General features: G+C 66.0%; 27 protein-coding genes. 5 read left to right on the forward strand and 22 right to left on the reverse strand.

Features of this window, described 5'->3' with window-relative positions:
* Positions 1 to 14 precede the first annotated feature (14 nt).
* The 19 genes from recN to gstA all read right to left on the reverse strand — a co-directional run bounded on the left by recN (position 15) and on the right by gstA (position 17,544).
* The gene (gene recN / locus G0P99_RS17710) at positions 15 to 1,664 is read right to left on the reverse strand and encodes a DNA repair protein RecN (protein WP_164131815.1); all 1,650 of its coding nucleotides are present in this window, start codon (positions 1,662 to 1,664) and stop codon (positions 15 to 17) included.
* Positions 1,665 to 1,704: 40 nt separating this feature from the next.
* Positions 1,705 to 2,559 (reverse strand): outer membrane protein assembly factor BamD, encoded by an 855-nt coding sequence (locus G0P99_RS17715; RefSeq protein WP_164131816.1) that lies wholly within the window; start codon positions 2,557 to 2,559, stop codon positions 1,705 to 1,707.
* 159 nt (positions 2,560 to 2,718) lie between these two features.
* Positions 2,719 to 3,639 carry a UDP-3-O-acyl-N-acetylglucosamine deacetylase gene (lpxC, locus tag G0P99_RS17720; RefSeq protein WP_164131817.1) on the reverse strand — a complete coding sequence of 307 codons (921 nt, stop codon included), beginning with the start codon at positions 3,637 to 3,639 and terminating at the stop codon, positions 2,719 to 2,721.
* Between the two features lie 212 nt (positions 3,640 to 3,851).
* Positions 3,852 to 5,471: a cell division protein FtsZ gene (gene ftsZ, locus G0P99_RS17725; protein WP_164131818.1), complete on the reverse strand. Its 1,620-nt coding sequence runs from the start codon at positions 5,469 to 5,471 to the stop codon at positions 3,852 to 3,854.
* 381 nt (positions 5,472 to 5,852) lie between these two features.
* Positions 5,853 to 7,187, reverse strand: coding sequence for a cell division protein FtsA (ftsA, locus tag G0P99_RS17730; protein ID WP_164132014.1), 1,335 nt, complete (start codon positions 7,185 to 7,187; stop codon positions 5,853 to 5,855).
* An 8-nt stretch (positions 7,188 to 7,195) separates the two neighbouring features.
* Positions 7,196 to 8,200, reverse strand: coding sequence for a cell division protein FtsQ/DivIB (locus G0P99_RS17735; RefSeq protein ID WP_370462829.1), 1,005 nt, complete (start codon positions 8,198 to 8,200; stop codon positions 7,196 to 7,198).
* Positions 8,188 to 9,108: a D-alanine--D-alanine ligase gene (locus G0P99_RS17740; protein ID WP_164131819.1), complete on the reverse strand. Its 921-nt coding sequence runs from the start codon at positions 9,106 to 9,108 to the stop codon at positions 8,188 to 8,190. Before G0P99_RS17740 ends, G0P99_RS17735 begins: the two co-directional genes overlap by 13 nt.
* A 105-nt stretch (positions 9,109 to 9,213) precedes the next feature.
* A complete protein-coding gene (gene murB, locus G0P99_RS17745; RefSeq protein WP_164131820.1) occupies positions 9,214 to 10,140 on the reverse strand; it encodes a UDP-N-acetylmuramate dehydrogenase in 927 nt (308 codons plus the stop codon).
* A gap of 68 nt (positions 10,141 to 10,208) precedes the next feature.
* On the reverse strand, positions 10,209 to 10,487 hold the full coding sequence (locus tag G0P99_RS17750) for a hypothetical protein (RefSeq protein WP_164131821.1): 279 nt from the start codon (positions 10,485 to 10,487) through the stop codon (positions 10,209 to 10,211).
* Entirely contained in the window at positions 10,480 to 10,746 is a 267-nt protein-coding gene (locus tag G0P99_RS17755; RefSeq protein ID WP_164131822.1) for a hypothetical protein, read from the reverse strand. Before G0P99_RS17755 ends, G0P99_RS17750 begins: the two co-directional genes overlap by 8 nt.
* A 3-nt stretch (positions 10,747 to 10,749) precedes the next feature.
* The gene (locus G0P99_RS17760; protein ID WP_164131823.1) at positions 10,750 to 10,995 is read right to left on the reverse strand and encodes a DUF2484 family protein; all 246 of its coding nucleotides are present in this window, start codon (positions 10,993 to 10,995) and stop codon (positions 10,750 to 10,752) included.
* Positions 10,992 to 11,246 carry a DUF2484 family protein gene (locus G0P99_RS17765; protein WP_164131824.1) on the reverse strand — a complete coding sequence of 85 codons (255 nt, stop codon included), beginning with the start codon at positions 11,244 to 11,246 and terminating at the stop codon, positions 10,992 to 10,994. Before G0P99_RS17765 ends, G0P99_RS17760 begins: the two co-directional genes overlap by 4 nt.
* Complete coding sequence (locus G0P99_RS17770; protein WP_164131825.1) at positions 11,243 to 12,433, reverse strand: APC family permease; 1,191 nt, start codon at positions 12,431 to 12,433, stop codon at positions 11,243 to 11,245. Before G0P99_RS17770 ends, G0P99_RS17765 begins: the two co-directional genes overlap by 4 nt.
* Before the next feature lie 4 nt (positions 12,434 to 12,437).
* Complete coding sequence (murC, locus tag G0P99_RS17775; protein WP_164131826.1) at positions 12,438 to 13,835, reverse strand: UDP-N-acetylmuramate--L-alanine ligase; 1,398 nt, start codon at positions 13,833 to 13,835, stop codon at positions 12,438 to 12,440.
* Complete coding sequence (gene murG, locus G0P99_RS17780; RefSeq protein WP_164131827.1) at positions 13,835 to 14,929, reverse strand: undecaprenyldiphospho-muramoylpentapeptide beta-N-acetylglucosaminyltransferase; 1,095 nt, start codon at positions 14,927 to 14,929, stop codon at positions 13,835 to 13,837. The genes murC and murG overlap by 1 nt, the downstream gene beginning before the upstream one ends.
* A gap of 13 nt (positions 14,930 to 14,942) precedes the next feature.
* A complete protein-coding gene (gene ftsW, locus G0P99_RS17785) occupies positions 14,943 to 16,106 on the reverse strand; it encodes a putative lipid II flippase FtsW (protein ID WP_164131828.1) in 1,164 nt (387 codons plus the stop codon).
* A gap of 166 nt (positions 16,107 to 16,272) precedes the next feature.
* Complete coding sequence (locus tag G0P99_RS17790) at positions 16,273 to 16,479, reverse strand: 2-hydroxymuconate tautomerase family protein (protein WP_164131829.1); 207 nt, start codon at positions 16,477 to 16,479, stop codon at positions 16,273 to 16,275.
* Positions 16,480 to 16,543: 64 nt separating this feature from the next.
* A complete protein-coding gene (locus G0P99_RS17795) occupies positions 16,544 to 16,933 on the reverse strand; it encodes a nuclear transport factor 2 family protein (protein ID WP_164131830.1) in 390 nt (129 codons plus the stop codon).
* Complete coding sequence (gene gstA, locus G0P99_RS17800) at positions 16,930 to 17,544, reverse strand: glutathione transferase GstA (RefSeq protein WP_164131831.1); 615 nt, start codon at positions 17,542 to 17,544, stop codon at positions 16,930 to 16,932. The genes G0P99_RS17795 and gstA overlap by 4 nt, the downstream gene beginning before the upstream one ends.
* Before the next feature lie 123 nt (positions 17,545 to 17,667).
* Here gstA and G0P99_RS17805 point away from each other — a divergent pair, with 123 nt between their 5' ends.
* The 3 genes from G0P99_RS17805 (at position 17,668) to G0P99_RS17815 (ending at position 20,248) form a co-directional block, all read left to right on the forward strand.
* On the forward strand, positions 17,668 to 18,024 hold the full coding sequence (locus G0P99_RS17805; protein ID WP_164131832.1) for a helix-turn-helix domain-containing protein: 357 nt from the start codon (positions 17,668 to 17,670) through the stop codon (positions 18,022 to 18,024).
* A 99-nt stretch (positions 18,025 to 18,123) separates the two neighbouring features.
* Complete coding sequence (locus G0P99_RS17810; protein WP_164131833.1) at positions 18,124 to 19,008, forward strand: DMT family transporter; 885 nt, start codon at positions 18,124 to 18,126, stop codon at positions 19,006 to 19,008.
* A 55-nt stretch (positions 19,009 to 19,063) separates the two neighbouring features.
* Positions 19,064 to 20,248, forward strand: coding sequence for an NAD(P)/FAD-dependent oxidoreductase (locus G0P99_RS17815; RefSeq protein WP_164131834.1), 1,185 nt, complete (start codon positions 19,064 to 19,066; stop codon positions 20,246 to 20,248).
* A 133-nt stretch (positions 20,249 to 20,381) separates the two neighbouring features.
* Here the strand turns inward: G0P99_RS17815 and murD are convergent, their stop codons facing one another.
* Complete coding sequence (gene murD, locus G0P99_RS17820) at positions 20,382 to 21,782, reverse strand: UDP-N-acetylmuramoyl-L-alanine--D-glutamate ligase (RefSeq protein ID WP_164131835.1); 1,401 nt, start codon at positions 21,780 to 21,782, stop codon at positions 20,382 to 20,384.
* Positions 21,783 to 22,039: 257 nt separating this feature from the next.
* Here murD and G0P99_RS17825 point away from each other — a divergent pair, with 257 nt between their 5' ends.
* The gene (locus G0P99_RS17825; RefSeq protein ID WP_164131836.1) at positions 22,040 to 22,510 is read left to right on the forward strand and encodes a nucleoside deaminase; all 471 of its coding nucleotides are present in this window, start codon (positions 22,040 to 22,042) and stop codon (positions 22,508 to 22,510) included.
* Between the two features lie 128 nt (positions 22,511 to 22,638).
* On the opposite strand, the gene G0P99_RS17830 is transcribed toward G0P99_RS17825, so the two are convergent.
* Positions 22,639 to 23,475: a GNAT family N-acetyltransferase gene (locus G0P99_RS17830; RefSeq protein ID WP_164131837.1), complete on the reverse strand. Its 837-nt coding sequence runs from the start codon at positions 23,473 to 23,475 to the stop codon at positions 22,639 to 22,641.
* Between the two features lie 168 nt (positions 23,476 to 23,643).
* On the opposite strand from G0P99_RS17830, the gene G0P99_RS17835 reads away from it, so the two are divergent.
* Complete coding sequence (locus tag G0P99_RS17835) at positions 23,644 to 24,123, forward strand: GNAT family N-acetyltransferase (RefSeq protein ID WP_239059863.1); 480 nt, start codon at positions 23,644 to 23,646, stop codon at positions 24,121 to 24,123.
* A 152-nt stretch (positions 24,124 to 24,275) separates the two neighbouring features.
* Here the strand turns inward: G0P99_RS17835 and G0P99_RS17840 are convergent, their stop codons facing one another.
* The gene (locus G0P99_RS17840; protein ID WP_164131839.1) at positions 24,276 to 25,094 is read right to left on the reverse strand and encodes a DUF2189 domain-containing protein; all 819 of its coding nucleotides are present in this window, start codon (positions 25,092 to 25,094) and stop codon (positions 24,276 to 24,278) included.
* Positions 25,095 to 25,294: the final 200 nt, after the last annotated feature.

Here is a 25,294-nt window from a genome sequence, read left to right on the forward strand (position 1 = left end):
GTGTTGCGCCCGGGTCAGGAGGTCAGCAGCGCCCGGGCCGCGGCCCGGGCCGCCTCGGTGATCGTGTCTCCGGCCACCATGCGGGCGATCTCGTCAACGCGGTCCTCGGCGTCCAGCGGCACCACCGTCGACAGGGTGGCGCCTTCGGCGACGTCCTTTTGCACCCGCCAATGATGCCCGCCACGTGCGGCCACCTGGGGCGAATGGGTCACCACCAGAACCTGCCCGCCCTCGGCCAGCGCCGCCAGCCGCCGCCCGACCGCATCTGCCGTCGCGCCGCCGACACCCCTGTCGATCTCGTCGAATATCATGGTCACGCCCCGGTCATCGCCATGCAGGCAGACCTTAAGCGCCAGCAGGAACCGGCTCAGCTCGCCGCCCGAGGCAATGCGGTTGAGCGGCCCCGCAGGCGCACCGGGGTTGGTCGCCACCTCGAAGGTCACCGTGTCCCGCCCCTCCGGGCCCGGCTCTGTCGGTTCCATCCGGGTCTGGAACACCGCGCGCTCCATCTTCAGCGGCGCCAGTTCCGCCATCACCGCCGCATCCAGCTCCCGGCCCGCGACCAGCCGCGCCTGCGACAGCACCCCGGCAGAGGTGTCATACTCCGCCTCGGCCTGCGCCAGCGCCTTCTGCAAATCCGCCAGGTCGGCATCACCCGCATCCAGCGCCGCCAGCTTGCCACGGAGCGTATCGGCATAACCCGCCAATTCGTCTGGCAACACCTCGTGCTTGCGCGCCAGCGCCCGGATGGCAAACAGCCGCTCCTCGGCCTGTTCCAGCTCGACAGGGTTGAAATCGAGCGCCTCAAGGCAATCCTCGACCCCCGATTGCGCCTCTCCCAGTTCGATCATCGCGCGCGCCAGCGCCGCGACCGGCGCTTCCAACCTGCCGCCCGCCTTGTCGCTCACCCCTTCGAGCCAGCGCAGGGCATCGCCCATCGCCCCCTCGGCCCCCTCGGCCCCCAGCAGTTGGAAAGCGCGGGCCACGTCGTCGCGAATGCGCTCGGCTCCCTGCATCATCCGGCGCTGCGCATCCAGTGCCGCCTCTTCGCCCGGCTGCGGCTCCAGCTTGTCCAGCTCTGCCACCGCGTGGCGCAGGAAGTCTTCCTCGGCCCGCACCGCCGCCAGCTCGGCCTCTACCGTCTCGACCCGGCGCCGCGCCTGCGACCGCGCGGTCCAGGCCCGGCGCACCGCCTCCGTCAGCTCGGAATGACCGGCATAGGCATCCAGCATCGCGCGATGACCGCGCGGGTTCAGAAGCCCGCGATCGTCGTGCTGGCCATGCAGTTCCACCAGCGTCTCGGACAGCGCCCGCAGCACCTCGCCCGAACAGCGCCGATCGTTGACCCAGGCAGTCTTGCGGCCATCCGCCGTGTTCACCCGCCGCAGGATCAGCTCGTCGCCACCCGGCAACCCGGCCTCGGCCAGGATCTCATGCGCCGGATGGCCGTCCGACAGATGGAACTCCGCCGTCACCTCGCCCTGCGCCGCGCCCTGCCGCACCAGTTCCGCGCGACCGCGCCAGCCCAGCACGAACCCCAGACTGTCCAGCAGGATCGACTTGCCCGCCCCGGTTTCGCCGGTCAGCACGTTCAGACCCGGCTGGAACTCAAGCTCCAGCCGGTCGATGATAAGCATGTCCCTGATTTCAAGCGCCCGAAGCATCGGCAGCCTCGCAAGGCGGGCCGGACGGCCCGCCATTCCCTTACAACCACTGCCCTTTGATCGACTGGCGATAGATCTGGCTCAGCCAGTTATTGCCAGGATCGCGCATCTTCAGGCCCCGCGCCGTCAACAGCTTGTAGCTGGCCTCGTACCATTCCGAGGACTGATAGTTGTAGCCCAGGATGGCGCCCGCGGTCTGCGCCTCGTTCACCAGCCCCAGCGACAGATAGGCCTCGACCAGACGGTGCAGCGCCTCGGCGGTATGGGTGGTGGTCTGGAAATCCTCGACCACGACGCGGAACCGGTTGATCGCGGCGGTATAATGCTGACGGCGCAGGTAATACCGGCCGATCTCCATCTCTTTCGCCGCAAGGTGATCAAAGGCCAGGTCGAATTTCAGAATCGCCGAAGTCGCGTATTCGCTGTCCGGATAGACCTCGATCACCGTCCGCAACGCTTGCAGCGCCTGGAAGGTCAGGCCCTGATCGCGGCCCACTTCGTCGATCTGGTCATAATAACTCAGCGCCAGCAGGTACTGCGCATAGGCCGCATCCTCGTCCGCCGGGTAAAAGTCGATATAGCGCTGCGCGGCGGCCCGGCTTTCGGGATAATCCTTGCCCGCATGGAACGAGAACGCCTGCATGATCAGCGCCCGCTTGGCCCAGTTGGAATAGGGATAAAGCCGCTCGACCTCAGAGAAGTAAAAGGCGGCGTCGTCGGTGCGCTTCTGCGACAGCTCGTATTCACCACGCTCGAAAATCTGTTCCGGCGTATAGGTTTCAAGGTTCTGGGTCCGATCCGCCGCAGGGCGGAATCCGCCTCCGCTACATGCCGCCAGAACCGTCGCCAGAAGTAACGCGCCGAATATCCTGGCCCCTGCCCTGATGCCCATCATGCCGCTTGTCCTTGTCGTCTTGCGAGCGGAGTGTGTCCCCCGGTTGCGCCTCGGTCTAGCACATTAATTTCCGCTGCAAAACGCCCTAAACGCATCGCCCGGCCTGTTGGCCGGGCGTTCGCGAATTTCGTTCGTACCATGCCCCGCATGGACAAGAACTCAGGCAACCTGGGGAATTTCAGCCCAAACCAGCCCCTGGCCCGGCAACAGCGCCGCCTGTTCCGGGGTGCACAGGATCGGGCGCACCGCGCCCGGCTCCTCGAACAGCGTCCGCAGCAAGGTGTTGGTCAGCGAATGCCCCGCCTTTTCACCCACATAACGGCCCAGAATCGGACCACCGGCCATATAGAGGTCTCCCAGCGCGTCCAGCATCTTGTGGCGCACCGCCTCGTCGGCATGGCGCAACCCGCCCGGCGTCAGTACCTCGGCGCCATCGACCACCACCGCGTTGTCCAGCGTGCCGCCCAGGGCCAGCCCGTTGGCCCGCATCGCCTCGACATCGGCCCGGCGGCAGAAGGTGCGGCTGTCGCTCAGCTCGCGGGCGAAACTGCCGTTGCGCATGTCCATCCGGCGGGTCTGGCGACCGATCGCCGCATCGGCAAAGTCGATGGTGAATTCGATCTCCAACCGGTCCGACGGCATCAGGGTCGCCCGGGCGCCATCCTTCTCGACCGTCACCGTCTTGAGCACCTGATAGGCCAGCACCGGCGCCGCTTGCCGCCGCACACCGCGCGCCATGATGCCGCGCACGAACTCCACGGCCGATCCGTCCATGATCGGCACTTCGGGCCCGTCGATCTCGATCAGCGCGTTGTGGACGCCACATCCCGCCAGCGCCGCCATGATATGCTCGACCGTCGAAACCGAAACACCGGCCTCGTTGACCAGACGGGTGCAGAGCGGCGTGCGCTCCACCAGATCATAGATCGCAGGGATCATGGAGTCGCCGATCTCGATGTCCGTCCGCTTGAACCAGATTCCATGGCCGGCGGCGGCAGGGCGAAGGGTCAGTCTCGCGGGGGCTCCGCTGTGCAGACCATTCCCCTGAAAGGTCACCGAGGTTTTCAGCGTATGTTGCAAGATAGGCCTCTGCCAGCTGTTTACAGCCTCTGTGAGCTGTGTTGCATCTCAGGTAAGCGACCACCCCCAAAGGCTCAACTCAATCTTTGTAACCGATTGAAACAAGTCTGTAACAGATCGGCAAAACTCCGCCCGTTACCTTGCAATCCACTGTTTTACAACAGAAAAGGGCCGCCCAGAGGCGACCCTATCCTGAAGTATTGTGACCGCTATCAGTTGGCTTGACGGCGCAGGAAGGCGGGAATTTCGATGCGCTCCTGGTCCGGGTCGCTCTCTGCCCGCGCGGGTGCCGTAGCGTCAGTCTGGCGCATCATCGGCTGCTGCCGCGCCGGTGCGGCGGCGCGTTCGGGCGGTACGTCGGCGGCATGTCCGGTCATCCGGTCAATCAGCCGGTTGAAGCCGAACCGCGGCTTTTCGGCTGTCCCATGCGGTGCCGGGCGCTGGCCTTGTTGCGGCGCCTGCGGCGCCTTTTGGGCGGCGGCCTGAAGACGGCGCAGCGCCTCGGGCGAGGGCGTGCCGGGCGCCGGGGCGCGCGGTGCGACAAAGGTTTCGGCCGGCAGTTCCTCTTCCTCGTAGGCGCGCGGCGCAAACTCGGGCACCTGCGGCTGATAGGCCGGCGGCGGCAGACCGTCGTCATCCAGCAGCTCCGGCTCATCGGCCTCAAAGATATCCTCGCCCAGATCATGGGCGGCGACCTGCTCGACTTCCATTCCGGCAAACAGCGTCGGTTCCTCCGCCGCTTCGGCAACCGGGGCCAGCGCCGGCTGTTCCAGGGTCAGCGGCGCCGGTCTCTCTTCGGCGGCGACCTTCTGCTTGAGCGGCGCGTTCATCGACCGGCGCGGTACCGGCATGTCGGCATTCACGTCGACCGCGTCGATCCCGGTGGCAACCACCGAAACCCGCATCGCCCCTTCCATCGAGGTGTCGAGCGTCGAGCCGACGATGATGTTTGCGTCCGGGTCGACTTTCTCGCGGATGATATTGGCCGCCTCGTCCAGTTCGAACAGGGTCAGGTCATGACCGCCGGTGATGTTGATCAGCACGCCCTTGGCGCCGTTCAGGCTGATTTCGTCCAGCAGCGGGTTGGCGATGGCCTTTTCGGCCGCCTGCACCGCGCGGTCTTCGCCCTCGGCCTCGCCGGTGCCCATCATCGCCTTGCCCATCTCGTCCATCACCGCGCGTACGTCGGCAAAGTCGAGGTTGATCAGGCCGGGCCGCACCATCAGGTCGGTCACGCCCTTGACGCCCTGGTACAGCACGTCGTCGGCCATCGAGAACGCCTCGGTAAAGGTGGTCTTTTCGTTGGCCAGGCGGAACAGGTTCTGGTTCGGAATGATGATCAGCGTATCGACCACCTTTTGCAGCGCGTCGACACCGTCCTCGGCCTGGCGCATCCGCTTGGCGCCTTCGAACTGGAACGGCTTGGTCACCACGCCGACGGTCAGCACACCCAGCTCCCGCGCGGCTTGCGCGATGATCGGGGCCGCCCCCGTGCCGGTGCCACCGCCCATGCCGGCGGTGATGAAACACATATGCGCGCCCGCCAGATGATCGACGATCTGTTCGATGCTCTCCTCGGCGGCAGCAGCCCCGACCGAGGCCCGTGCGCCCGCGCCCAGCCCTTCGGTGACCTTGACACCCAACTGGATCCGCAACGGCGCCTGGCTTTGCTGCAACGCCTGCGCGTCGGTGTTGGCGACGACAAAATCGACGCCCTCCAGCTGTTTCTCGATCATGTTGTTGACAGCGTTGCCACCAGCGCCCCCGACCCCGAAAACGGTGATCCGCGGCTTCAAGTCGTCCTGTCCGGGCATCGAAAGGTTCAATGTCATGCTCTGTCCGCCTGTTCTACACCCCGCCTTTGCGGGATTTTTTTTACCTATCCACAGGCAATCCTACCGTTCTCGACCGGCTTCGTCACCTGCAAAACGTAAAATCAATACAAAATATGGAAAGATTCTTCGCTCGGACGCGGTATTTCGCCGATCGTCACAGATATTGCGGAAAACTGTCGGACAGACACAACAAAGCCGATCCCCGCACGCCGTCCGACGGCGGGAATCACAAGTTTGATAGTTCCGAGGGACCTGCTCGCCCCATATGGCGCCACGTGCCGGGCGCTTGTATTCAATCTATCACGGCCCGGATCGTTTGTCACCGGCAAGTGGGGCCGTTTTCCCGCACAAATCGCAGCAAAAGCCCCCGAAGACACCTTACCAGTTGTCGCGGAACCACTTCACCGCCCGCCGCAGCGAGCGGGCCGGATAGCGATCCACCGGCACTTCAAAATCCCACCACTCATCCTGCGGATGGGCGGCAAACAGGCTCAGCCCCACCACCGAGGAGAACCCCGGCCCGGTCGCCGATTGCGGCAGCCCGTGAACCCGCAGCGGCCGGCCAAGGCGCACCCGCTGCCCCAGGATCCGGCTCGCCAGCCCGTCCAGCCCCATGATCTGGCTGCCGCCCCCGGTCAGGACGATCTGCTGGCTGGGCAGATGGTCGAACCCGGCCGCATCCAGCCGCACCCGCACCTCTTCCAGGATCTCCTCGACCCGGGGCCGCATGATGCCGATCAGTTCCGCCCGGCTGACCGAACGGCGGTCATGCTCCCAATCGCCGGTATCGCCACCGATGTCGATCATCTCGCGGTCGTCCGCACCAGTGGCATGCACCCCGCCGGAAAAGGTCTTGATCCGCTCGGCAGCCGCCATCGGCACGCCCAGCCCCATGGAAATGTCGCCGGTCACATGATCGCCACCCATGCGCACACAATCGGCATAGATCATGTGTTTCTTGAGGAAGATCGACACGCTGGTGGTGCCGCCGCCCATGTCGATACAGGCCGAGCCCAGCTCCTGCTCGTCCTCGACCAGCGCCGAAACCCCCGACACATAGGCCGAGTTGGCAACCCCTGCCAGTTCCAGGTCACAACGCTTGATGCAATGGGCCAGATTGCGGATCGCGGTGGAATCCACCGTCAGCATATGCATGTCCACCGACAGGGTCTGACCCAGCTGTCCCCGCGGATCGATCAGGCCCGACCTGTTGTCGAGCGAGAAATTCACCGGCTGCGCATGCAGCACCTCGCGCCCGGCGCCATATTCCGGCACCTCGCACGCGTTCAGCACCCGGCCGATCTCGGCCTCGGTCACCACCTGGGTTTCCAGCTCGACCTTGGCATCCAGCCCGTACGAGCGCGGGTTCGCCCCCGAGAAACAGGCGATCACGTGATCGACCCGGATATCGGCCATCTTCTGCGCCGCCTGAAGCGCGGTACGGATGGCACGCTCGGTCTCCTGCATGGCGGTGATCTCGCCAAACTGCACCCCGCGCGACCGGGTGGTCGCGGCGCCGATCACCCGGAACCCGGTCTGCCCCGCCATCGAGCCCACCGAGGCGTCGTCACTGAGCCGTCCGGTTCCATCAAACCGCAGGACAAGACAGGAAATCTTTGAACTTCCGACATCCAGAATGGCCACCACGCCCCGCTGAATGGCCTGCTGGCGCATCTGACGCATCGCACGCTGCGACTGATAAAGATCCGTCATCATCTGTCTTACTGCCCGTTTCCGCTCGTACTTCTCACCCGCCACCACTCGGTGGCGGCCGCCTCTGTCATCTTGATCGTGGGCCGCGCGCCCAGCCGCATGTCGATATCCGCCACGCCGCGTTCCAGCAGGTCCTGCACTTCGTTCACCGCCAGCACCCGCTCCAGCGCCTGAACCGGCCGTTCCACAGGCAGCAGGATCCGTTGTCCGCGATCCAGCACAACATCCCAGCGGCGCTCGCCGATCCGCACCAGGCCCCGCATCCGCTCGCCCAGCGGCCGCGCCGCCCGGATCAGCCGCAGCGCCTCGTCCACATGCTTGTCCGCGCCTTCGCCAGCAATCAGCGGCAGGTCTGGCCGCTCGGCCCGGCTGGCCAGGTCGTCCACATGGGCGCCGGTCTCGTCCAGCATTTCCAGCCCTCCGCGTGTCCGCCAGGTCACGGCGGGCTGGCGCTCGACCACATCCACCTGCAACACGCCGCCGGGCCGGATCCGGACCGTAGCGCTCTTGACCGGGTCCAGCCCGGTGATCACCTGCCGGATCTGCTCCACATCCAGATCGAACGAGCTGACAGGAAAGTCGAGCGGCACCACCTCGCGGATATCCTCGGCCAGGTTGGTCCCCGCCCCGTCGATCGCCATCAGCTTGACCATGAACTCAGGCCGCTCCTGAATCGAGGCGCGCACGTCAGCGACAAAGGCGTTCAGCGCATCGCGGCGTTTTTCGCTGGCCAGAAAGCCGCTGCCCAGGGCGAACACCAGGCAGAACGGCACCCCGATCCGCATGCCCAGCCGGATCCCTGGCGTCAGCATCCAGCGTTGCATCCGGTAGCTCAGCCGCGACGGCGCCGGGTCGGATTTCTTCGGGCTCTGCTTCAGCCGCGACAACCCCTCCAGCCGAATCCCGGTTCCCGTGGGCGGCACCCCGCCCGCCGCCTCGAACGCGGCATCCTGCCCCGCGGGCAGCTGCGGCCGGAACCGCACCGGCAAAAGGACACGCTTCAGCGATTGCACGAGGCGTCCTCCACCAGCCAGGCGCAAAGCTGGCCGAATGTCATGCCCAGCGCCGCCGCCTGTTCCGGCGCCAGCGAGGTGGGCGTCATGCCCGGCTGCGTGTTGGTCTCAAGCAGGTAGAGCCCCTCGGCGCCGCGCGCCTCGTCCCAGCGGAAATCGGTCCGGCTGACCCCCCGGCACCCCAGCGCCCGATGCGCCCTCAGCGCATAGTCAAGGCAGAGGTCGAAAATCTCCTGCGGAATTTCCGCGGGCACCACATGGCGCGAACCGCCGGGCGCGTATTTGGCGTGATAGTCATACCAGCCATCGGTGATGATATCGGTCACTGTCAGCGCCCGGTCGCCCATCACCGTGGTCGTCATCTCGCGCCCCGGCACATATTGCTCGACCATCACCTGCGCCGGCATCTCCTGCGACAGTTGCGGCGGCCGGTTGGCGCTTTCCTGCACGATATAGATCCCGACCGAGGATCCCTCGTTATTCGGCTTCACCACATAGGGCGGCGCCATCACATGCGCGGCCTCGACGGCCTCCCGTTCCGCGATGATGCTCTCGACCACCGGCAGGCCAGCGGCGCGGTACACGTCCTTGGTCCGCTGCTTGTCCATCGCCAGCGACGACGCCAGCACACCGGAATGCGTATAGGGAATGCGCAGCCATTCCAGCAGCCCCTGAACGCAGCCATCCTCGCCCCAGCGGCCATGCAATGCGTTGAACACGACGTCGGGCGCGACCGCGCGCAACCGGTCGCACAGGTCCGGTCCCGCATCCAGTTCGACCACCTCGAACCCTTCTCCCCGCAGCGCAGTGGCGCATTCACGCCCGCTGACAAGCGAAACCTCGCGCTCGGCCGAAGGTCCGCCCATCAATACCGCCACCTTGGGGTGTGTCCCGCTCGACTTACCCAACTCAGTGCCTCAGTGTTTTCCGGGTCTTATTGTGTGACCCGTTGCTGTCCTGATCCCCGGAATCCGCCCCTGTACTTGCCTGAAAGGGTTAACGGTTTCGGGGTTTTAGTCTTGTAACGGATCACCGACCCGCATGATTTCCCACTCTAGCGTTATGCCGCTGTTGTCGTAAACCTTTTTTCGCACCTCTTCGCCCAGACCTTCCAGATCTGCGGCGGTGGCGCCACCGGCGTTGATCATGAAGTTCGAGTGTTTCTCGCTCATCTGCGCCCCGCCCCTGCGCGCGCCGCGCATCCCGGCGTCATCGATCACCTTCCACGCCTTCAGCTCATGCGTGTCATCCGACCGCCCGGTCGAGGAAAACCCGGCCGGATTGCGAAAGGTCGATCCGGCGCTGCGCTCCTTGGTCGGTTGGGTTTCGTCGCGCTTTTGCAACTGCGCCTCCATCCGCGCATGCAGCTCCTCGGGGTCGCCCTCGGGCCCGTGCAGCACCGCCGAGACCAGCACCACGCCCTCGGGCAGGTCCGACTGGCGATAGCGGAAATTCAGATCCCCGGCGCCCAGTTCCGCAAGCTCGCCATCGCGCATCACCACGGTCGCGCTGCGGAACACATCCGCCACATAGCTGCCATAGCAGCCCGCGTTCATCCGCACCGCCCCGCCGATCGATCCGGGAATGGTCCGCAGAAACGTCAGGTCAATGCCCGCATCCGCCGCCTTCTTCGCCACATGCGCATCCAGCGCCGCCGCCCCGGCGGTGACCGTGTCGCCCGCCACCTCAATCATGTTAAACCCGCGCCCCAGCCGGATCACCACGGCCCGAATGCCCCCATCCCGCACGATCAGGTTGGACCCGACCCCGATCGGGAACACCGCCACATCCGGCGGAAGCAGCCGCAGAAAGGTTTGCAGGTCCGCCACATCGGCCGGCTGAAACAGCCAGTCCGCCGGTCCGCCCACGCGTAGCCAGGTCAGCTCCGACAGCGCCCGGTTCGGGGTCAGCCTGCCCCTGATGTTGCTGGTGTCGATCATCTCTGCCCGCCCGTCTTGTTCGCACCGGGCATGTAACCCGGATCGCCCTCCGCGAACAACGGCAAAGCTCAGCGCCGCGCCCTGAGCCAGCCCAGCGCCCCGCCGACCAGAACACCGACCACCACAGGCCCCAGCCCCAGAACCGTCAGCGCCGCGGTTGCGATCCCGGCCCAGGGATCGTCCATCGCCTCGGCGTAAAGCAGCAACAGCGCCAGCGCGGCGCTCGACATCAGGCCCAGCGTCAACACCCGCCGCATCCGCCCGGTCCGGCCCAGCCAATGGCCCAACCAGGCCGCGCCGCCAAAGATCGTCAGCGGCACGATATAGAGCAGCAGATTGTCACCCACGCCTGCGCCTCCAGCAGCCGAAACCCGCGCCGCCCAGCAGCCCCAGCGCCAACGGCAGGCAGAACAGGACGCCCACGATACCGGGGCCCATGCCCTCCCAGCCGAAAAGCTGCGAATGGAACAGCAGCAACCAGGCCATCACCACCGCCGCCAGCGCGGCCAGCACCGCCCAGATCGCTGCCCCGATCCGCGCCAGCAGAACGCCCGCCGCAAGGCCCAGCGCCAGCAAACCGACCGGTATCAGAAACTCCGGCTCCACCGCTCAGGGCCTTGGGCGCCGCAGCCAGCGGCCCAGATAGATCACCGGCCAGCGCAGCACCGACATGCCGCCCGCCAGCACAATCAGCCCGATCCACGGCCCGTTCTCATAGGTGACATAGCCCAGGATCGGAATGCCCAGCGCGATCAGCATATAGGCATTGCGCCAATGATGGTCGCGGCTGGGCAGCATCGCGATGACATTCGCGGCCACCGCCCAGACACAGGCCAGGATCAGCGACAGGCTCATTCCGCCGCTTCCTGGCTTCTGCCCGTGGCCTTGCGCCAGAGGTACCGCAACGGGTTGCGGAACATCGACACAAAAGCCCCCAGCGCCAGCAGCCCCGGCAGCACCCCGTGCTCATACCCGATCAGAACGATCAGCACCGGTGCCAGGATCAAGAGCGCAACTCCCGGCACATATTGCCGCCGCAGCGGCAGCATCGCGACCACGGTCGAAGCGAGCACCCAGAACGCGCCCAGAATGATTGACCAGCTCATGTCATCCCTTTCAAAGCAACCGCCAGCGCCGCCAGCGACAGCACCAACCCCACCACCGGAACCGCCATCGGCACCCGGAACCGGGCCTCGGGCTCGCGTCTTTTCTGGACGATCAACGCCGCGTTGACCAGCGCAAACACCGCCAAGAGGATCGACGAGGTGGTCCCCGCCAGGGTCTCAAGCTGCACGTAGAGCGCGCAAAGGATCACCGCCGCCCCGACCAGCACCGTCGCCAGCACCGGTGTGCCAAAGCGCGGATGCGCATGGTGGAACCGGCCCAGCGCCGGGTACCGCCCACCAAGCCCGTAAAGAACCCGCGCCGCCATGACGATCTGCGCCAGGATCCCGTTCAGCGCGGCAAAGACCGCGATGGCCGACAGAAACGCCGCATCGCCGCCCCGCGCGGTCTGCCAGACCAGCGCCAGCGGGCTGCGCGACCCGCCCAGCTGATCCAGCGGCACCGCCCGCACCGCCGCCAGCGCCACCAGACCGTAAAGCAGCGAGGTGATCACCAACGAGATCAGGATCGCCCGAGGCAGGGTGCGCTCGGGGTCCTCGACCTCTTCGGCCATGTTGACGATATCCTCGAAGCCGATAAAGGCGAAGAACGCCAGGATGCCGCCCAGCCCGATGCCGCTCCAGACCGGCGCCACCGGCATCACCCAGTCGGGCGAGGCCTCGGCTCCCAGCCCGGCCCAGATCACCAGCATCAGCCCGCCAAGTTCTATCGCGGTGAACACGGCGGCCAGCGCCAGGCTCTCCAGCACGCCTGCCACTGCCACCAGCATCAGCGCCACGCCCAGGCCCACCATCGCCCAGACCGGATCGATCGCGACGATCCCGGTCAGGTACCCGACCCCGCCGCGCAACACCGCCCCCGCCGATATCGTCCCCGCCGAGACCACCGCCAGCCCCACCAGCAGGGCCAGCGCCCGGCTGTTCAGCCCGGTCCCGACATAGGCCGCCTCGCCCGCCGCCTCGGGCAGCCGGGTCGAGAATTCGGCATAGCTCAGCGCCGTCGGCGCCGCGATCAGCCCGGCCACGACAAAGGCCAGCGGCGCCCAGATCCCGGCATCCGCCGCCACCGCGCCCACCAGCACATAGATCCCGGCCCCCACCATCACGCCGACGCCATAGGCGGTCAGCAATCCCAGACCGATGCGGCGTTTCAGCGGGGGTTCCGTCATCTCGCTATCCTTTCAAGCGCTCCGGCAGGTTATTGGCCCATGCGCTGATTGTACCAGCCCCCAGGCAAACCACCATGTCGCCCGAGCGCGCATGTTCGCGTACCAGCCGCTCCAGGTCATCCTCGCTCAGGAGCGCGCTGGCATGCTTGTGGCCCCGACGGATCAGCCCGGCGACCAGCGCGTCGCGGTCGGCGCCCTCGATCGGGTCCTCGCCCGCGGCATAGACCTCGGCAATCGCCACCACGTCGGCGGCGTCGAAACAGGCGCAGAACTCCTGAAACAGGTTATGCAGCCGCGTATAGCGATGCGGCTGATGCACCGCGATCACCCGGCCCGAACTGGCCTGCCGCGCCGCCTTCAGCACGGCTGCGATCTCGACCGGGTGATGGCCGTAATCGTCGATGATGGTCACGCCGCCGACCTCGCCCACCTTGGTGAACCGGCGCCCGACGCCGCCAAAGGCCGCCAGCGCCGTGCGGATATCCTCGGCGCTCATCCCCAGATGACGGGCCACCGCCACTGCGCTCAGCGCGTTCGACACGTTGTGATCGCCCGGCATCGGCAGGGTACAGCCCTCGATCACCGCGCCCTCGTAGCGCAGCGCCACATCGAAATGCGCCACCCCGCCCTGGTAGCGCAGGTTCACCGCGCGCACGTCGGCCTCTTCGTTGAACCCATAGGTGCGCACCCGCCGGTCGGTCACCCGGCCCACCAGCGCCCGCACCTCGGCATGATCGGTGCAGCACACCGCCAGCCCATAGAACGGGATATGTGACACGAAATCGAAAAACCCCTGCCGCAACGCCTCGATAGAGCCCCAGTGCTCCATATGTTCGGGGTCGATATTGGTCACGATGGCAATGGTCACCGGCAGCCGGTTGAACGAGCCGTCGCTTTCGTCGGCCTCGACCACCATCCATTCGCCCTGCCCCAGCCGCGCGTTCGAACCATAGGCATGGATGATGCCACCATTGACCACGGTCGGATCGAACCCGCCCGCCACCATCAGTTCGGCCATCATCGTCGTCGTCGTGGTCTTGCCATGTGTTCCGGCAATGGCGACGTTGGATTTCAGCCGCATCAGCTCGGCCAGCATCTCGGCCCGCCTGACCACCGGCAGACCGCATTTGCGCGCCTCGTCCAGCTCGGGGTTGCCCGGCTTGATCGCCGATGACACCACCACAACCTCCGCCTGCCCCAGGTTTTCGGCGCGCTGGCCGACAAAGATCTGCGCCCCCAGCTCGGCCAGACGATCGGTGATCTTCGACGCCTTCAGATCCGAACCCTGCACCTGGTACCCCAGCCGCAGCAGCACTTCGGCAATGCCCGACATGCCGATACCGCCGATGCCCACGAAATGGATCGGGCCGGTCTCGGGCGGCAGTTTGGTCGCTGCGCTCATCATGTCTCCTTCCCGGTCAGCTCTTCGACCAGCCGCACCAATCGTTCGGTCGCGTCCGGCGCGCCCACCGACAGGGCCGCATTCGCCATCTGCAAGGCGGCATCCGGGTTCGACAGCACCGCCGTGATCTGTTCGGCCAGCGCCGCAGGCGTCAGCGCGCTTTCGGGGATCAGGATCGCGGCATTGGCGCCCGCCAGCCCGCGCGCATTGGCGGTCTGGTGATCGCCCGCCGCCGCCGCATAGGGGATCAGGATCGACGGCCGCCCGATCACGCTGATATCGGCCACGCTCGACGCGCCCGCTCGGCTGATCACCAGCTGCGCCTCGGACATGCGCCGGGGAATATCCTTGAAGAAAGGCTGCACATCGGCGTCGATCCCATGGGCGGCATAGAACTCGGTCACCCGCTGACCGTCCTCGTCCCGCGCCTGATGCGATACCCGGATATGCTGACGCAGCTCGTCGGGCAGCGCCGCGATGGCCTCGGGCACCACATCGCTCAGAATGCGCGCGCCCTGACTGCCGCCCATCACCAGAACCGACATCGGATAGGGACCGGGCGCGATATAGGCCGCACCGGCGCGCTCCAGCACCGCGCCCCGCACCGGGTTGCCCACATGGATCCCCTTGGCGCCCTCGGGCAGATCCGTCGGCCAGACACCGCAGGCCACCTGCGCCACCCGTTTGGCAAAGATCTGGTTCACCCGACCCAGCACGCCGTTCTGTTCATGGATCATCCGGGGCACGCCCAGCAGCGTCGCCGCCGCCAGCGCCGGGATCGACGGATAACCGCCAAAGCCCACCACCACGTCGGGCCGGTCGCGCCGCATCTGCATCGCCATCGACAGCACGCCCCCGGCAATCCGGGGCGCGACCATCGCCTTGGCCAGCAGACCGCCCCGCGCAAATGTCGCGCTCGACACCTGCACGATCTCGGTCGAATGCGGAAACCCGCCGGTATAGCGCGCGCCGCGCTCGTCGGTCGACAGGCGCACCCGCCAGCCCTTGCGCAGCATCGTCTCGGCCAGCGCCTGCGCGGGGAACATATGCCCCCCGGTTCCGCCCGCCGCGATCATCAGGTATTTCCGCGTCATCTCAACCGCCTGTCTATCCGCGCCCGCGCAACAGATCGCCAAGCTCTCCTTGCGGGCGGGAGCGGGTGAAACACAGAAGCATGCCCACCGCAATACCGCCCGCGATCAGGGACGAGCCGCCATAGCTGACAAATGGCAACGTCATGCCCTTGGCCGGCAGCAAACGCACCGCCACCCCCATGTTGATCATCGCCTGCACGCCAAAGGTGCAGGCCAGCCCGGTTCCGGCCAGACGGATGAACATGTCCCGCTCGCGCATCAGCCGCAACAGCGAACGCACCACGATCGAGGCATAGAGCGCGATGATGATCAGCACCAGCACCAGCCCGTATTCCTCGGCCGCCACCGCGATGATGAAATCGGTATGCGCGTCCGGCAGCGACCACTTGACCTGCCCCTCGCCGACGCCGACGCCGAACAGCCCGCCCTCGCGGATCGCGTTGGTGGCATAGCCCAACTGGGTCGTCGGATCGACATCGGGGTTCAGAAACCCGTCGATGCGGCGGGCGAAATGCTCGGAATTGGAATAGGCCACCATGCCGCCCAGAACCACCACACCGGCCATCACCACCAGCAGCAGCATCGGCGCCCCGGCGACAAAATACATCACGCCCCAGCCGAACAGCACCAGACAGGCCTGGCCGAAATCGGGCTGCATCACCAGCATCAGCACAATCGCCATGCACAGAGAAAAGGACCACAGCCGCCCCGGCGGACCGTTGATCTCCTGCGCGGCGGCAAACAGCCAGGCCGCCACCACCATGAACCCGGGCTTGAGGAACTCCGACGGCTGCACCGAGGCAAAACCCAGGCTGTACCACCGCACCGCGCCCTTGCCGAAATCGGTGCCAAAGACCGGCAGCAGCGCCAGTGAAACGAAAGCGCCCAGGAACCCCAGCACCGCCAGCCGCCGCACCAGCGTGGGCGACATCATCGAGGTGAGCAGCATCGCCACAATGGCCAGCCCGCCAAAGAACGCCTGCCGCTGCACGTAATGGAACGGGTCGAACCCGTTGCGCGCGGCCAGCGGCGGCGAGGCCGCGAGCCCCAGCAGCAGCCCGATCCCGAACAGGATCAGCACACAGGACATCGACCATTTGTCGAGCGTCCGCCACCACTTGGGAAGAATCGGTTCGCCGCCCCGTTCCGGGACGGCCCCATACACCATGTCGGTCATGACACCACTGCCGTTTGCTGCCTCGTTCGCGCCCCTGTTCGGGGTCTTCGTGCCCGGTTCGCGCCGGATCTGGGGGCAGAGTACTGCAAAGGCGCCAATCGTGCCAGCCTCTTTGTCGGCAGGCGGCATATCTCCGCCCCGGGGCAACCGGGGCGGAAACCGGGGGTCAGACCGCCTTGCGGCGGCGGTACTCCTCGACCGGCAGCCCGGCGATCCCCCAATGCTCCATCTCCACCTCGTCGACGACGACAACCGTGGTCTCGGGGTTCTTGTCCAGCACCTGCTTGAGCAGGTCGGTGACACCGGCGATCAGCTCGGCCTTTTGCGCGGGCGTGGCCCCTTCGCGGGTGATCTTGATATTGACGTAAGGCATGAAAACCCTCCTCTAGGTTCTAAGGAACGGCGCGCCGGGACGCGCCGCCCGCCTGTTCAGAGCACTATGTCAGCGGCTCGGCATGAAACACCTTGGCCAGGATCTGCCAGCGCCCGCCTTGCCGCACAAAGGTCAGGAAATCGGTGAAATAGCTGTCGCCGATGGCACAGTTCACCACCGCCCGCGCCGTATCCGGCCCGGCAAAGTCGATCGACTGGATACGATCCCGCCGCGCCTCGCCCTTGCTGGCAGGCGACACCCGCTGATCGACCACCCCGAAATAGGTCTCCATGTCGCGATAGAGCCAGTCTCCGCCGCTGGCACAGGCATAGATCGCCTGCGGGTGGAACACCTGCCGCAGCCGGGCGCTGTCGGCATGGTGCAGCCCGTCGAAATAGGTCCCAATCACCGCCTGAACGGCGGCAAAGGGCGCCTCTCCGGTCGTCATGCTCATCCCAACAGCCCCTCGGCCTGCATCGCGGCACGGGCCGCGGGGCGCTCGGCCACCCGGGCCACCAGCGCCTTGAGGTTGGGCACGCCGTCCAGCGACAGGCCCAGGAAATTGGCCCAGTTGGTGACCACGAACAGATAGGAATCGGCCACGCTGAACTGCGCCCCGTTCAGATAGGCGCGGCCATCGCCCAGCATCGCCTCGACCAGCTGCATCCGGCCATTGACCCGCTCGACCGCCGCGTCGCGCGCCTCGCCCTCCAGCGGCTTGCCCGAGAAGAACGGCCCAAACGCCTTGTGCAGCTCGGACGCGATGAAGTTCAGCTGCTCCTGCACCCGCGTGCGCCCCAGCCCACCGGCCGCCGGAACCAGCCCGGCGTCCGGGTTGCGCTCGGCGATCAGTTGCAGGATGGCCGCGCCCTCGGTCACCGTCTCGCCCCCGTCCAGCGTCAGCACGGGCACATATCCCTTGGGGTTGATCGCCCGGAAATCGCCGCCCGATGCGGTCTTGCCCTCAGCCGTATCCACCTGTTCCAGCTCGAATTTCTCGCCCGCCTCGATCAGGGCGATATGGCTGGCCAGCGAACATGCGCCCGGTTTGTAGTAGAGTTTCATCTGTCATTCTCCTGTTTCGGAAAGCTCCGTGGGCAACAGGTAAGAATGCAGTTACCAAAGTAAACTTGATTTCTACTTGTAACTGAATTATCGGGTTACCCCATGGTTACCAGGTAAACTCCCATGGCGCTCAAGATCACCCGCAACAAGGCCGCCCCGCTGCCCGAAACCTGCCCGCTCAGCGAATGCATGGCCATTCTCGGCGGCGCCTGGACGCCCAATGTCATCTGGTATCTCAGCGGCGGCGCGCGCCGCTTCAACGAGCTCAAGACCGACATTCCCGGCATCTCGGCCAAGATGCTGACCACCCGCCTGCGCGAGCTCGAAGACAAGGGCGTGATCCTGCGCGAGGTGCGGCCCACCTCGCCGCCCTCGGTCGAATACTCCCTCACCGACCTCGGCCAGGACCTGGTTCCCGCGATCGAGGCGATCGTCGCCGTGGGCCACCGGCTCAAGAAGCGGGACGGCGCAACCGCCTGAGACACCAGCCTTTTGCGGCGCATCGCGTCGCGAACGGAACAGACGCGCCCTTGCCCCGCCGCCACCATCGCCCGGAAAATCGGGCAGAGGGCGCGGCGCATGAGCTATTCGACAGGTGTCATTCTGGTGGCGACCGCCGCCGTGCTCTGGTCGCTCATGGGCCTCGCCATCCGCGAGATCCACGAGGCCGGCACCTGGGCGATCCTGTTCTGGCGCTCGGCGGCGATGGTGCCCGCGCTTCTGGCCTTTTTCGCTTGGCGCAGGCGCAAGCCCATCCTGCCCGCCCTGCGCGCCACCGGCCGGGCCGGGCTGATGGCGGGCCTCGGCCTTGTGGTCGCCTTTGCGGGCGCGATCTTTGCCATCCAGTCCACCACCGTGGCAAATGCCGTGTTCCTCTTCGCGGCCTCCCCTTTTCTCGCCGCCGCGCTCAGCTGGGTGGTGCTGCGCGAAAGCGTGCGGCGCGCCACCTGGGCCGCCATCGCCATCGCCCTGGTCGGTCTGGTGGTGATGGTGCGCGAAGGGCTGGCGCTGGGGGCGCTGGCGGGCAATCTGGCGGCGCTTGCCTCGGCCATGGGGTTTGCGCTTTTCACCCTGTCGCTGCGCTGGGGGCGGCTGGGCGACATGATGCCCGCCGTCGCCATCGGCGGCATGCTGTCGATGGTCGTGGCGCTGGGAATGCTCGGGTTCACCGGCCAGCCGCTCCTGGTGCCCTCGCGCGACATCGCCATTGCCATGGCGATGGGCGCGGGCCTGCTGGCCGTGGGCATGGCGCTCTACACGCTCGGCAGCCAGGTTGTGCCCGCCGCCGAACTGACGCTGATCACCATGATCGAATCCATGCTGGCGCCGGTCTGGGTCTGGCTGGTCCTTGGCGAAGAGGCCAGCGCAGGCACCCTCTGGGGCGGCGCGATCATCCTCGCCGCCGTGGCGCTCAACGCAGTCAGCGGCATGCGGCGCAAACCGGTGATGCCGCCGATGGCCTGACCCCCCATTCAGCTGCCCCCTTGCCAAATCGCGCGCGGTACGGCACCCCCGACGGATGCAATTGAACACGATCATCCTGGGCGCCGGTGCCGCCGGCATGATGTGCGCGGCCCATGCGGGACCGGGCACGCTGGTGCTCGACCACGCCCGCGCGCCGGGAGAAAAGATCCGCATCTCGGGCGGTGGCCGCTGCAACTTCACCAATATGTACGCAGGCCCCGAGAACTTCCTGTCGCAAAACCCGCATTTCTGCAAATCGGCGCTGGCCCGCTACACCCAATGGGATTTCATCGACCTGGTGAACCGCCACGGCATCGCCTGGCATGAAAAGACGCTGGGCCAGCTCTTCTGCGACGGTTCGGCGAAACAGATCGTCGCCATGCTGCTCTCGGAGATGGAGCACGCGGGCGCGACCCTCTGGCTGAACACCAGTCTCAGGGAGTTGTCCCATGCCGACGGGCGGTTCGCGCTGACGGTCGAACGCGAGGGCCGGACGGAACGCCTCACCGCCCGTAATCTCGTGCTGGCCACCGGCGGCAAGTCGATCCCCAAAATGGGCGCCACCGGGTTGGCCTATGACATTGCCCGGCAGTTCGACCTGACAGTGATTGAGACCCGCGCGGGCCTTGTCCCCTTCACCTTCCCCGAGGGGCGGTTTGCCCCGCTCGCAGGTCTCTCGTTGCCCGCCCGCCTGTCGAACGCACGCGCCGCGTTTGACGAGGCGCTGCTCTTCACCCATCGCGGCCTCAGTGGCCCGGCGGTGCTGCAACTCTCCTCTTACTGGCGCGAGGGCGAGGAGATCCGGGTTGATCTCGCCCCCGACCGCGACCTTTACACCGCGCTGCGAGACCAGCGGCAGACCTCGGGCCGCCGCGACCTGAGCACCGAATTGGCCCGCCTCCTGCCCGCAAGGTTGGTCGAGGCGCTGGCGCCGCACCTGGGCCTGTCAGGCCGACTCGCCGACCAGTCCGACAGCGCGCTCCGCGCGCTCTCCGAGGCGCTGCACGACTGGCGCCTGACCCCCTCGGGCACCGAGGGCTATCGCACGGCCGAGGTCACGCTCGGCGGCATCGACACGGACACGCTCGACGCCCGCACCATGGCGGCAAAATCCCTCCCCGGCCTCTACACCATCGGCGAGGCGGTGGATGTCACCGGATGGCTCGGCGGCTACAATTTCCAATGGGCCTGGTCCTCGGGCCACGCCGCCGGCACCGCGATCGCCAAAGAGCAACGCTGACCGCAAGCGCAGATGCGAGGCGCTGCCTCGCGCTCCGGAGTATTTGCGGCGAAATGAAGGAGCAGGCCTGCGCTCATTCCTCTTGCCCCAAATATCCCGGGGGAGTCACCGCAGGTGACGGGGGCAGCGCCCCCTACCCCCCCAGCCGCCCCCGCACCTCGGCCATGAAATCCTCGCCGCGCCGCTCGAAATTGTCGTATTGGTCGAAACTCGCCGCCGCAGGCGCCAGCAGCACCGTATCACCCGGCTCCGCCTCTTCCATCGCCCGCTCGACCGCCTGCGCCATGGTGGTGCAGACCTCGGCCTCGACCTCCAGCTGCAAAGCAAACTGCGCCGCCTCACGCCCGATCACATAGGCCTTCAGCACCTCGCCCAGCCCATCGTTCAGCGCCGCGATGCCGCCCTCTTTCTGCAAGCCGCCACAGATCCAGCGGATCCGCTTGAACGCGCCCAGCGCCTTGAGCGCCGCGTCCACATTGGTGGCCTTGCTGTCGTTGACATAGGTGACCCCGCCCGCCTCGGCCACGATCTGGCTGCGATGCGGCAGGCCCGGATAGCTGCGCATCCCCGCCTCGATCGCCTTGGGACTCAGCCCCAGCGCCCGGCAGGCGGCATAAGCCGCACAGGCGTTCTGGTGGTTGTGCGCCCCCGGCAGCCCGCGAATGTCGCGCAGGTCGATCGCCCCCGCCTGCCGCCCCTTGCGGTACTCGCTCAGATACCCCTTGCGCGCAAACACCTGCCAGCCCGGCCCGGTCAGCTTGCGGCTCACCGACACCCGGATCACCCGGTCATCGCCCGGCCCCTCGGACATCTGCCCGGCCAGGTACAGCCCTTCGGTCTCGTCCACCCCGATCACCGCCCGATCCGGCCCGCCTTCGGCAAAGAGCCGCCGTTTGGCCGCGAAATAGCCGCCCATGCCGGCATGCCGGTCCAGGTGGTCGGGCGAGAGATTGGTGAACACCGCCACATCCGGGGTCAGCGCCCGGGCCAGATCGGTCTGATAGCTCGACAGTTCCAGCACCACGACCGAGCTCTCCTCGCCCGGCTCGATATCCAGCACCCCGCGCCCGATATTGCCCGCCAGTTGCGAGGGCCGCCCCGCCTCGCTCAGGATGTGGTGGATCAGCGCCGAGGTGGTCGACTTGCCGTTCGACCCGGTCACCGCCACCACCCGCGGCAGCGTGTCGAACCCGTCCCACTCGGGGCCCGCGAAGGACCGGAAGAAGAGGCCGATATCGTTATCCACCGGCACCCCGGCCTCCAGCGCGGCGGCAATCACCGGGTTCGGCGTGGGGTAAAGATGCGGAATGCCCGGCGACACGATCAGGCAGGCGACGTCGTCCCAGACGCCTGCCTTGCGCAGATCGCGCAGGCCAAACCCCTCGCCCTCGGCCGTCTCGCGCGCAGCGGGACTGTCATCCCAGCACAGCGCCTCGGCGCCCCCCGCGCGCAAGGCCCGCGCCGTGGCCAGCCCCGACCGGCCCAAGCCCAATACCGCCACCTTCGCGCCCGCAAATCCTCTGACCGGGATCATGCCTGCTCTCCCTCAAATCCATCCGCCGCCACCCTGTACCCAGGCCTTGCCGATTTGCAAGCGGGGCCTGTCGGGGATCCGGAAAAGGAACCTGTTCCGGTCCGTGCGGTCGAGCCATGATCTCGACGCACACGGTCGTTTTCCAGTGCGGGACAGACCGGGCCGTGATATTGAACCCAGAATGATGGACCTGATCGCATTTTCATTCGGCACAGGCACGCCCCCCGTCTCACCCGCTCCAGCAAAGGTCGTTCGTCATGACTCGAGATCAGATGATCGCCCATATTCTCGCCGCCAATGCCGTTGCCAAAGGCGCCGCTGAACATGGCCATCACCCCTTCGGCGCGGTGCTCGTCGGTCCCGACGATACGATCCTCATGCGCCAGGGCAATATCGACACCGTCCACCATGCCGAAACCGAACTCGCCCGGCGTGCCGCGTCGGCCTATACGCCAGAGTTTCTCTGGACCTGCTCGCTGGTCACCACAGCCGAGCCCTGCGCCATGTGTGCCGGTACGCTCTATTGGGCCAATATCGGACGGCTGATCTACGGTTTTGAAGAGACCACGCTTCTTGCCCTTACCGGAGACCACGCCGAGAATCCGACCCTGAACATGCCCTCGCGGACCGTGCTCGCATCCGGGCAAAAGAAGATCGAGGTGCACGGGCCCTTCCCGGAAATCGAAGACGAGCTTGTCGCGCCGCATCGCAATTTCTGGCGGCAATAGACTGCCGGTATCTGCCCTCCGGCTGCTCCCCGTCTTTTCACGCCCGGTTGGCGGCGGTGTCGATACCCGGCCGGTTCTGCCGCCTTTCCCGTTCGACCAGAGCGCCGCTCGGCGCAGGTGCGATCTCGTCAGACACCGCGCCCTTCGGCCCAATCCAGACGCGAGATACGAAAGACATCAAGGTCGCAGTCCCTGATGCCGCGCCCGAAAGCCTCAGAGACAATCCGGTCGATCTCGGTGTCATCGACATCGCCGCCATCTGGATGCTTATGGGCCGCGGCCAGCAAGTCGGTCAGAGTCCCGGTTTCGCCCGCCACACCTGCGCTCACCAACAGACCGGCCTTGAACGGCGCCTGAAACAACAGGGACCGGAAATCCAGACAAGCGCCCTTGCCCAGCCTCCATATCTCGTAATCAAGAACATCCCGGCCCAGTTGCTGCTCTGGCAGGAAGTCAGCGAACCGCATCTTTCCGGTCCGAGTCATGCCAAGCTTTCCGGCAACGGCAGAGGACCCCGGATTCAACACGCCGAAGATCACCGCATCAATATTGTCACAGATGTCGCCTTCAAAGGCCCAGTTGATCGTTGCCCGCGCAGCCTCGGTCGCCAACCCGCCTCCCCAATGGCTTCGCGCAAAGCCATAGAGGATCTCCGGCGTCGGCCCATGGGATGTCGAAGTCAGGCCGCACCAGCCGATTATCGTGTCCGACGGCGAACCATCCGGCAGCTGTTCACGAAGCGCCCAAACGCCATAACCCTCTGTGTCCCAGTTCGAGTTGTGCCAGGCGATCCTTTGCTGCGCACATTCCAGGCATTGCTCCGGCGTCGTCGCCTTGGCCATGATGCTCCGCGTCACCTCGGGGTCAGACAGCACACACGCAAACGCGGGCGCGTCGGTTTGTGTGAAACGCGAGAACACAAGACGATCGGCCTGCGGCGCCAGATCAGATGGTTTTGACGACATTCGGGGATGCTACTCTACACCATGCTATCTGACGAGATGTTATGTTTGGTCGTCCCTGATCATAAAGCTGCCGCACGTCTCGCATCGCTTTTCACATGCGAACCCAGGCGTGTGTATCGCAACGAAGTGGAAATCAGGACAGGACCGGACTAGTGTCGGACCATGCACATGTTTCGAAATGCCCGCCCGTGTGATGCAGATCGCTGCTTTGAGATCGAGACTTCAGCCTACGAAGGGGACGAAGCGGCGACCCGCGAGAAAATCGCCAAAAGGATCGAAAGCTATCCGCAGGGGTTCCTCGTCATAGAGGCAGACGGAGAGCTGGTCGGGTTCATCAATTCCGGCTGTGCGCATGAGGTCGAAATGTCCGACGAAGAGTTCAAGGAGCTTGTTGGACACGACCCCGAAGCGTCGAACGTCGTGATCATGTCCGTCGTCGTTGCCCCCGCGCACCAGGGCAAGGGTCTGTCAAAGGCGTTGATGGTCGAGTTTGTCGAGCGGATGAAACGGATGGGCAAGACCACGATCCATCTCATGTGCAAGGAACATCATGTGCCGCTCTATGAGAAGTTCGGATACGGATACATCAGGCCGTCAGCCTCCGACCACGGCGGCATGGCCTGGCACGAGATGTCCATGGACCTGTGATACCGGCTCGATCCGGGCGATGCGACGCCTGAAAAGCGCCCGCAGACAACAGGAAAAGGCCGGCCGGCCTTTCTTGGGCGATGCTCTGACTGATACCGGCTTTGCCCGCCCGCCGGACCGTCCCCCGACCGCCCAGGCGGACGACCGGACAATCACCCCTCCACCGGCGCCACCGCCCGCAGATAGAGATGCCATGTCGTGTGGCCAAGGATCGGCAGGGTAAACACCAGCCCCAGAAACGCCGGAACCAGCGACACCGCCATCGTCACCGTGATGATCGCCGCCCACCCCAGCATCACCGCCGGGTTCTCCCGCACCACGCGTACAGAGGTGAGCATCGCGGTAATGAAATCCACCTCCCGGTCCAGCAGCATGGGCATGGCAACAACCGTCACCGTGAACAGCACCGCCGACAGAAAGCCACCGACACAGGTCCCGATCGCAAGGAATATCCAGCCCTCGGGCGTGAAGAACACGGTGTTCAGAAACCCGTCCAGACTGGAAAACGACGCATCCTGAAGGACGATCACCAGAACCGTTCGGAACTGATAGAACCACACCCAGAAGATGAACAGGGTGACAAAGGCCATCCATCCCATTTCGCGATTGCGCTGCGCGGTCATCACGCCAAGGATGTCCCTCCAGCCAAAAGCTTCCCCCCGCGCCAGCCGGCGCGACATCTCGTAAAGCCCTGCGGCGGCAAAAGGCGCCACCAGCGGAAAGCCGATGGCGGCGGGAATGACCATCCAGACCGCCCCAAGCCAGACCAGGCACCAGACGAACAGGATTCCGAACACCGCATAGAACAGGCCAAAGAACCCGCTCATCACAGGCCGCGCCAGAAAGTCGGCAAACCCCGCCTTCAGCGAGGCGGCGATATCATCGGCCGTCAGCCTGTTGACCTCGGGCGGCGCCGGCTGCCGCGGCGCCGGTTCGTCCGGTGGTGCAAGGTCCGGCGTACCGGTTGTCATATCTCCCTCCTCCCAAACCAAGGCATCGCCCCGGCCCGCCCCTCACGCGACCCCGGGCTCGAAACACGCGTCCCTTTCCGCGCGAAAGTCTGCAACAGCTTGGGTCACCGAGCAAGGAAGGAGTATGGTGGCAAGCTCCACTGACCCAACCGCAAGCCTCTGACCGGGATCATGCCTGCTCCCCCTCAAACCCATATGCC

It is taken from the genome of Ruegeria sp. PrR005, assembly GCF_010500245.1.
GTDB lineage: Bacteria > Pseudomonadota > Alphaproteobacteria > Rhodobacterales > Rhodobacteraceae > Ruegeria_B > Ruegeria_B marisflavi.